The organism is Cellulomonas sp., assembly GCF_036279715.1.
In the GTDB taxonomy this organism is placed as follows: domain Bacteria; phylum Actinomycetota; class Actinomycetes; order Actinomycetales; family Cellulomonadaceae; genus Cellulomonas_A.
This window is the reverse complement of sequence record NZ_DASUIR010000156.1, coordinates 1-8830: the sequence shown is the minus strand read 5'-3', so window position 1 is coordinate 8830 and position 8830 is coordinate 1. Positions and strand designations below refer to the sequence as shown.

Sequence of the window (8830 nt, the reverse complement as noted above, 5' to 3'; positions counted from 1 at the left end):
AGCGAGTCGCTGCGCGCCAACGTGGCCTGGCACGTCGGCCTCGGTCGGGTCGACCACCTGCTGTCCGACAGTCAGGACCGGGCGTTCGCCGCCGGCGCGCGGGTCACGCCGGACACCGAGCTGCGGGGGGAGCGGGGTGCGTACCTCGTGCGCTCGCAGGTCGTGCTGGGCGCGGGTGAGCAGCAGCGGTGGAGCGTCGTGGCCGACGCCGACCTCGATGCGGCGCAGGTCGTCGCGCTGCAGACCGAGCTGGCCGCCCCTGCCGGAGTCGCGGCGCGGCTCGCCGCGGACATCGACCGCACCCGCACCGACCTCGAGGCCCTGATCGCGACGTCCGACGCCGCCCAGCTGACCGGCGACGAGCTCGCCGCCGCGCACCACAGCGCCAACGTGCTCTTCAACTCGATGCGCGGCGGCGTGCCCGCCGACGGGTACGCGGTCGAGGCCGCGGACTTCCGCCTGTTCGTCGCGCAGCGCAGCCCGCGCACGGCGAACCGCTGTGCGGGCGTGCTCGCCGGCCTGCCGGACCGCCTCCCGGTCGACGCGCTCGTCGCTCTCGCTGAGCGCGACGGCGACCCGGACCTGTGGCGCCTGGCCCGCGAGTACCTGCCGCTCACGTTCAGCCGCCGGCACGGCGACCCGAGCCGGCCCTGGAACGTGTTCCGGATCGCCCTGCACGACGAGCGCGGCAAGCTGAAGGTCGACTTCCAGGGCAACTGGCGCGACATCTTCCAGAACTGGGAGGCGCTCGCCTGGTCGTTCCCCGAGTACGTCGAGTCGATGGTCGCGGTGTTCCTCGACGCGAGCACCGCCGACGGCTACAACCCGTACCGGATCTCCCGGACCGGCATTGACTGGGAGGTCCCGGAGCCGGGCAACCCGTGGTCCAACATCGGTTACTGGAGCGACCACCAGATCGTCTACCTGCTCAAGCTCATCGAGACCTCCGAGCGGTTCCACCCCGGCGTGCTCGCCGGGCTCGTCAACCGGCCCGTGCTCACGCACGGCGACGTGCCGTACCGGATCGCGTCGTACGACCAGACGCTCATCGACCCGGGCGAGACGATCACGTTCGACGAGGCGGCGGCCGCGGTCATCGCGCGCCGCGTCGCGGTCGAGGGCGCCGACGGCAAGCTCGTGCACGGCGCAGACGGCGAGCTCGTGCGGGTGACGCTCGGGGAGAAGCTGCTGCTCCTCGTCCTGGCGAAGCTCGTCAACCTGGTCCCCGACGGCGGGATCTGGATGAACACCCAGCGCCCCGAGTGGAACGACGCGAACAACGCGCTCGTCGGGCGCGGGCTCTCGGTCGTGACGCTGGCGTACGTGCGCCGCTACCTGGGAGTCGTCCGCGACCTGCTGACCGAGGACGTGTCGCTGACCGCCGAGCTGCGCGACCTGCTCGCGGACGTGCACGCGGCGCTCGCCGGGCACGCAGGTGGCGTCGTCACCGGGTTCGACGACGCGTCCCGCAGGTCCGTGATGGACGCGCTCGGTGCCGCCGGGACGGCGTACCGCACGCGGGTCTACGCGGGCTTCCGCGGTCGCCGGGCGACGGTCGACGCCGGGACGGTCCGGGCGTTCCTCGACCTGGCCGAGCAGTACGTCGACTCAGGGCTCCGGGCCAACCGTCGGGCCGACGCGCTGTTCCACTCGTACAACCTGCTCGAGCTGCGCCAGGGGACGGCCGGGATCGGACGGCTCCAGGTGATGCTCGAGGGCCAGGTCGCGATCCTGTCGTCCGGACTGCTCGGCCCGCACGAGTGTCTCGGCCTGCTGCATGGGCTGCGCCGGAGCGCCCTGTACCGCTCTGACCAGCACAGCTACATGCTCTACCCGGACAAGACCCTGCCCCGGTTCCTCGAGCGCAACCTCCTGCGCGCCGACCGGGCTGCAGGGGTCCCGCTCGTCGGCGAGCTCGTGCGGGCGGGAGACACCTCGATCGTCCTGCCGGACGTCACGGGCAGCTTCCGCTTCGCCCCCGACATCCACAACGCGGGGGACGTGACCGCGGCGCTCGCGGCGATCCCGGCCGACGTCATCGCGCCCGAGGTCGTCGAGCGCGGGCGTGCGGCCCTGCTGGCGGTCTTCGAGGACGTCTTCCAGCACGCCGAGTTCACGGGCCGGTCGGGGTCGTTCTTCGCGTACGAGGGACTCGGCAGCATCTACTGGCACATGGTCTCCAAGCTGCTGCTCGCGGTCCAGGAGAACGTGGAGCGGGCGGTCGCCGAGGGTGCCGACGCCACCGTCGTGGACCGCCTGCGCGACGCCTACGAGGACGTCCGGATCGGGCTCGGGTACTCCAAGGCCCCCGAGGTCTACGGCGCGTTCCCCGTCGACCCCTACTCGCACACCCCGGCGGGCCGCGGCGCACGCCAGCCGGGCATGACCGGCCAGGTCAAGGAGGAGGTGCTGACCCGGCTCGGCGAGCTCGGCCTGCGCGTCGAGCACGGCCGGATCGCGTTCCGGCCGGTGCTCCTGCGTCCGCAGGAGTGGACGACGCGACCTGAGACCTTCCGGTACCTCGACGTCGCGGGGCGGCCGCAGTCGATCGAGCTCGATGCCGGCTGGCTCGCGTTCACGTTCTGTCAGGTGCCCGTCGTCTACCGCCGCAGCGTCCGGAGCGAGGCCCGGGTCGACCGGGCGGACGGGACGCAGGTGGTTCTGACCGGGGGGAGCCTCGACGCCGACCTGAGCGCGCGCGTGTTCCAGCGGCTCGGTGACGTGGTCCGCGTCACGGTCGACATCCCGGTGGCCTGAGCGGGCGGCGCCGAGGGTGCCGTGCGCGCGACGAAGGCGGAGGCCGACGCGGCCGAGGAGTCCGGGCAGGACGAGCCGCCCGCGCGCTGACCAGCGACTGCCCCGGCGGCACCAGTCGTCGGGGCGGGAGCGCTGTCGCGGGACCCCGCGGAGCGGTAGAACAGACGCTAGGGCAGCTGCTGCGCCCGCGCGACACCGCCGTACGGCCGCGGCTGCCGGACCGGGAGGAGTGACCCGATGGCGACGGTCGTCGTCGAGCGGCTGCGCAAGAGCTATGGCGCTCTCGCCGCGGTGGACGGGCTGGACCTGACGATCGAGGCCGGCGAGGTGATCGCCCTGCTCGGGCCGAACGGCGCCGGCAAGACGACCACGGTCGAGATCCTCGAGGGCTACCGCAAGCCAGATGCGGGCACGGTCTCGGTGCTGGGCATGGACCCGCAGACCGGCGGGCGGGCGTTCCGGGAACGGATCGGCGTCGTGCTCCAGGAGGCGGGCTTCGAGGAGCAGTTCAGCCCGCGCGAGCTCATCCGGCTGCACGCGGGCTACTACCCGCACCCGCGCGCGGTGGACGACGTGATCCGGCTCGTCGGCCTCGAGGAGAAGGCCGACGACCGGGTCCGGACGCTCTCAGGCGGTCAGCGGCGACGGCTCGACCTCGCGCTGGGCATCGTCGGCGGCCCCGAGATGCTGTTCCTCGACGAGCCGACCACCGGCTTCGACCCGTCGGCGCGCCGCAAGGCGTGGGACCTGGTCGACCGGCTCCGTGACCTGGGCGCGACGATCCTGCTCACGACGCACTACCTCGACGAGGCCCAGCACCTGGCGGACCGGGTCGTCGTCATCGACCACGGCCGGATCGTCGCGCAGGGCACGCCCGAGGAGCTCGCGTCGTCGTCGGGCCTCGCAACCGTGATCACGTTCCGGCTGCCGGCGGGGTCCGAGACCCACGACCTGCCGACCATCGGTGAGGACGTCCGCCTCGCGGGCAGCGTCGTCGAGGTACGCACCCGGACGGCGACCGCGGACGTCAACCGGCTCGCGGCGTGGGCGGTCGGTCGCGGCATCGAGCTCGAGGGCCTGACGCTCGCCCGGCCCAGCCTCGAGGACGTGTACCTCGACCTCGTCGAGGAGCCGGGGTCGGAGGAGGAAGCCCAGGTCGGGTCATGAGCAGCGACGCGGGAGTCCTCGGGCGTCAGGTGCGCCACGAGCTGACGAGCCTGTGGCGCACGCCGATCACCATGATCCTGAGCGTCGGCTTCCCGCTGCTGTTCTTCGTCCTGATCGCCTCCCTGATCGGCAACGAGACCCTCGACGCGCGGTCCGGCGTGCGGCTCGCGCAGTTCGTCGCCCCCGGCTTCGCGTCGTTCGGGGTGGTCATGGCCACGTTCTCGTTCCTCGCCGTGGGGTTCGCCGAGGCGCGCAGCACCGGGGTGCTCAAGCGCCAGAACGGCACACCGCTGCCGCGCTGGGCGCTGCTCGGCGGTCGGATCGGTGCTGCGCTGCTGCTGGGTCTGATCGCCACCACGCTCGTGCTCGGCGTGGGGGTCGTCTTCTACGACGTCCAGCTGTTCGCACGCACCCTGGCCGCCGTGGTCGTCACCCTCGTGGTCTCGGCCGTGTCGTTCAGTGCCCTCGGGCTCGCGGCGGCCGTCCTGCTCCCGACCCCGCAGGCGACCCTCGCGGTCACCAACGGGATCGTCATCCCGATCTCGTTCTTCTCGGACATCTTCGTGTTCGGCGGGACCACCCCGGGGTGGATGTCGACCCTCGGCTGGCTCTTCCCGCTCAAGCACCTGGTGAACGTCTTCGCCGACGCCCTCAACCCGTACCTCACCGGCAACGGCTTCCAGCCGGACCACCTCGCGGCGATCGCGGCATGGGGTGTCGCGGGTGCGGTCGCGGCCGCGTGGGGCATGCGGCGTGAGGGGTCCCGCGTGTCGACGACAGCGCGTTCGCGAGGTCGCCGAGCGCCGGCGGCGGACGCCGTGCCACGCCGGACCGTGTCCCCGTCGGGCCTCACGGTGCTGGGCGGTCAGGTCGGGCACACCAGCACGGTGCTGTGGCGGGACGCGTCGTCGGTGTTCTTCGCGGTCGTCTTCCCCGTCCTCCTCGTGGCGATCATCCCGACCGTCTACGGCGGTGGGGGCGGCGTGCTCGCCAACGGGCAGACGCTCGGCGCGTTCTTCGCCGCGACGATGGCGGTCTACGGCGCGGCAGTCACGGCGTACGTCAACATGCCGCAAGGCCTCGCCGAGGCGCGCGACCGTGGGGTGCTCAAGCGGCAGCACGCCGCACCCGTCCCGATGTGGGCCCTGCTGGCCGGCCGGGTCGCCGGGACCCTCGTGGTCGCCCTGCTCACGCTGGCGGTCATCTACCTGGTCGCCGGGCTGATGTACGGGGTCGGCGTCCCGCCGGCGTGGCCCGCGGCGCTGCTGACGTTCGTGGTCGCCACCGCCTGCTTCGCGGTGCTGGGCCTCGCCGTCATGTCGCTGATCCGGTCCGCGGAGGCCGTCGTCGGAGTCACGCTCGGCACGCTCCTGCCGCTCTGCTTCATCTCCGACGTGTTCGTCGTCGGCGTGACGTTCCCGCCGCTCCTCGACCGCCTCGCGTGGGTGTTCCCGCTGCGCCACGCCACCCGGGCGATGTCGCTGGCGACGGCGACCGACGTCGTCGGCTCGGGACTGTCGTGGGACCACCTGGGCGTGATGCTCGCGTGGACCGTCGCGGGGCTCGTCGTCGTGGCGTGGCGGTTCAGCTGGGTCAACCTCGAACCGAGGGCCAAGTCGATCCGCGAACGGGCCACGGCGTCGCGTCCCGTCGCTAGGCTCGGCCGTGGTTCGTGAGGCCGGTCGGGCCGACGACGTGAGCAGGGGGAGCTCGGTGGCTGAGCCGCTGGTGCACATCAGGAACTTCCGGATGGACTTCGGGAGCCAGACGGTGATCCGCGACCTCTCGTTCGACGTGCGCGCGGGCGAGACGTTCGGGTTCCTGGGGAGCAACGGCTCGGGCAAGACGACCACGCTCCGGGCGCTGCTCGGGATCTACCAACCCACCGCCGGTGTCCTGCACATCGACGGGAAGGTCTTCGAGCCGCGCGACGGGGCCCGGCTCGGCTACCTGCCCGAGGAGCGCGGGCTCTACAAGAAGGAGCCCGTCCTGGACGTCATGGTGTACTTCGGCCGGCTCAAGGGACTGAGCCGGGAAGCAGCCGCCGCCTGGTCGCGGACCTACCTCGAGCGGGTCGCCCTGGCGGACAAGGCCACGACGCGGCTGGACAAGCTGTCCGGCGGCCAGCAGCAGAAGATCCAGCTCGGCGTGACGATCATGAACGACCCCGAGCTGCTCATCCTCGACGAGCCGACGCAGGGTTTCGACCCGGTCAACCGCCGGCTGCTCATGGACATCATCGAGGAGCAGAAGCGCGCGGGCGCGACCGTCATCATGGTGACCCACCAGATGGACGAGGTGGAGCGCCTCTGCGACCGCGTCGTCCTGCTCAAGGACGGCACCGCCGAGGCGTACGGGACGGTCGAGGACGTGCAGGACCAGTACGGCGGGACCGTCATCCGCGTCGCCTGCACCGGTGCGCTCCCCACGTCGGACCTGTTCGACGTGATCTCCACCGACGACGGCGCCGCCGTCCTCGCGCCGCGCGCGGGTGTGGACCTGGCCGAGATCCTGCACGAGCTCGTCGCGACGGGGGTGACGGTGCGCAGCTTCACGCCGGTCCGGACCTCCCTCGAGGAGATCTTCCTGCGGATCTACGGCAGCCAGAACGACCGAGCGGGGGTCTGAGCCGTGGCGCAGCACAATCTCGGCACCGTCGTCGGCTTCGAGTTCCTCCGGGTCGTGACGAAGCGGCGGTTCTGGGCCGCTGCCCTCGCCATCCCGATCGTCCTCGTGGCGGTGTTCACGCTCGTGTTCGCCAGCAACTCGAGCACCGACCAGAGCGCCAAGGCGCAGAAGAACGCGCAGCTCGCGTTCACCTACACCGACGAGTCCGGCCTGGTCACCGATACGGTCGCCGCGGCGTTCGGCGGGACGAAGGCGGCCAACGGGGACCAGGCAGTCGTCGACGTGAAGAACGGCACGGTCGACGCGTACTTCGCCTACCCGGCCGACCCGGCGACGCAGCCCGTCCAGGTGTACGGGGTCGACCGGGGCATCTTCGAGAACGGCAAGTACGACGCCGTCGCCCGGCAGATCCTCGTCACGGGCGCGCAGCAGAAGATCGGCTCGCCCGCGCTCACCGCGATGGCGCAGGGCGACGTCAAGATCACGGCTCTGACGTACAAGGACGGCCAGGTCTCCGGCGGTCTGGACACCGTCATCCCGCCGCTGCTCTTCCTGGTGGCCTTCTACCTCAGCATCGTCATGCTGGGGAACCAGATGCTCAACAGCACGCTGGAGGAGAAGGAGAACCGGGTCACGGAGATGATCCTCACGACCATGAACCCCACGACGCTGATCGTGGGGAAGGTCATCTCGCTGTTCATGGTCGGCCTGGTGCAGATGCTGACCTTCGCGGTGCCCGTGGTGGTCGGCTACGTCTTCTTCCGGTCGAACCTCAACCTGCCCGACGTCGACCTGTCCCACCTGGTCCTCGAGCCGCAGCCGATGATCGTCGGGCTCCTGCTGCTCGTCGGCGGGTTCGTCCTGTTCACCGGCACGCTGGTCGCGATCGGCGCGATGGTCCCGACGGTCAAGGAGGCGGGCACCTACTTCGCCCCGCTGATGATCATGATCTTCGTCCCGTTCTACGTCGTGAGCGTGATCGTCAGCGACCCCCACGCGGTGATCGTCCAGGTCTTCACGTTCTTCCCGTACACGGCGGCCGTCACCGCGATGCTCCGCAACGGCTTCGGGACCCTCACGCTGGCGGAGTCCGGCATCGTCATCGTCGAGCTGTTCGGGCTCGGGTTCGTCGCGCTGCGGCTCGCGGTCTACCTGTTCCGCTACGGCTCGATCGAGTACTCGAAGAAGCTGTCGCTGAGCAGCGTCATGCGCCCCAGACGCCGCGCCTGACTCAGGCCGGACCGCACCTCTCGGACCGGGACCTTTGGCACTTCCTCGACAATTCCACCGACTGCGAGCGTGGAGTCGGTGAAGGGAGGCGCGATGACATCCCAGCGCCCCAACGGTGCGTCGCCCGCGGCCCGGAAGGTCGGCTACCTCGTCGGGTTCGTCGTCAACGCGATCCTGCTGTACCTCGTGAACGAGCGCCCGGGCTGGCGCGAGGTGCCGTTCCTCACCGAGCGCATGACCGACGTGCTCCCGCTGATCAACCTGTCGTTCCTCGTGGGCGCCGCGGCCAACCTGCTGTACGTCGTCGTCGACGCCGCGTGGTTCAGGTCCCTCGGTCAGATCGCGGTGGCGGTGGTCAGCATCGTCGCCTCGCTGCGAACGCTCCAGGTGTTCCCGTTCGACTTCTCGCCGTACGCGTTCGACTGGGCGACCGTCGCGCGCTGGGTCCTCGTCGTCGCCGTCGTCGGGTCGGCCATCTCGATCGTGGTGGAGCTGGTGCGCCTCGTCGCGCACGCGGGCCATCCCTCGATCGGCGGCGGCAGCGCCCGGCCCAGGGGCGCCGTCTGAGCGCACGACGACGGCGCGGGCGTCACGGGCGGGCCGCGAGCCCCCGCACCCCATCGGCAGCGGCAGAGCGCGTGCGAGCGGATCCAGCGCCCGTGGACCCCGCCGGAGCCCGGTCGGAATCTGGTGCAAAGCCCCTGAGAACGGGGCACGTCCTGTGCCAGACTGACCCGGCACCCAGACACCAGTCGACGACGGACGGGCGGAACGTGAGCACCGAGGCGGCAGCCCAGAGCGCATCCCTGCTGGCTCCTCCGCGCGGGCACGTGCTCGTCGCGCGCGACCTCGTACGTCGCTACGGGGACCTGACCGCCGTCGACGGCGTGTCCTTCCACATCGACCCGGGCGAGACCTACGGGCTGCTCGGACCGAACGGCGCGGGCAAGACCACGACGATCTCCATCGTCGCCGGCCTGATCCCTGCTCATGGCGGGACAGTCACGGTCGCCGGTCGGTCGATGGGGCCGAGCGAGGTCGGCGCCAA

At 71.3% G+C, this 8830-nt stretch carries 7 protein-coding genes; all 7 read left to right on the top strand.

From position 1 onward, the window contains the following. A partial coding sequence (locus VFW79_RS14650) for a hypothetical protein (RefSeq protein ID WP_329678030.1) occupies positions 1-2757 on the top strand: 2757 nt, incomplete at its 5' end. Between the two features lie 237 nt (positions 2758-2994). Next, positions 2995-3924 carry an ABC transporter ATP-binding protein gene (locus VFW79_RS14645; RefSeq protein ID WP_329678029.1) on the top strand — a complete coding sequence of 310 codons (930 nt, stop codon included), beginning with the start codon at positions 2995-2997 and terminating at the stop codon, positions 3922-3924. After that, a complete protein-coding gene (locus VFW79_RS14640; protein ID WP_329678028.1) occupies positions 3921-5600 on the top strand; it encodes an ABC transporter permease in 1680 nt (559 codons plus the stop codon). The genes VFW79_RS14645 and VFW79_RS14640 overlap by 4 nt, the downstream gene beginning before the upstream one ends. A gap of 73 nt (positions 5601-5673) precedes the next feature. After that, positions 5674-6552: an ATP-binding cassette domain-containing protein gene (locus VFW79_RS14635; protein ID WP_329678031.1), complete on the top strand. Its 879-nt coding sequence runs from the start codon at positions 5674-5676 to the stop codon at positions 6550-6552. Between the two features lie 3 nt (positions 6553-6555). Next, positions 6556-7782, top strand: coding sequence for an ABC transporter permease (locus VFW79_RS14630; RefSeq protein ID WP_329678027.1), 1227 nt, complete (start codon positions 6556-6558; stop codon positions 7780-7782). Between the two features lie 93 nt (positions 7783-7875). Then, positions 7876-8349 carry a hypothetical protein gene (locus VFW79_RS14625; RefSeq protein ID WP_329678026.1) on the top strand — a complete coding sequence of 158 codons (474 nt, stop codon included), beginning with the start codon at positions 7876-7878 and terminating at the stop codon, positions 8347-8349. Between the two features lie 206 nt (positions 8350-8555). Next, the coding region (locus VFW79_RS14620) for an ATP-binding cassette domain-containing protein (protein WP_329678025.1) at positions 8556-8830 on the top strand (275 nt) is incomplete at its 3' end.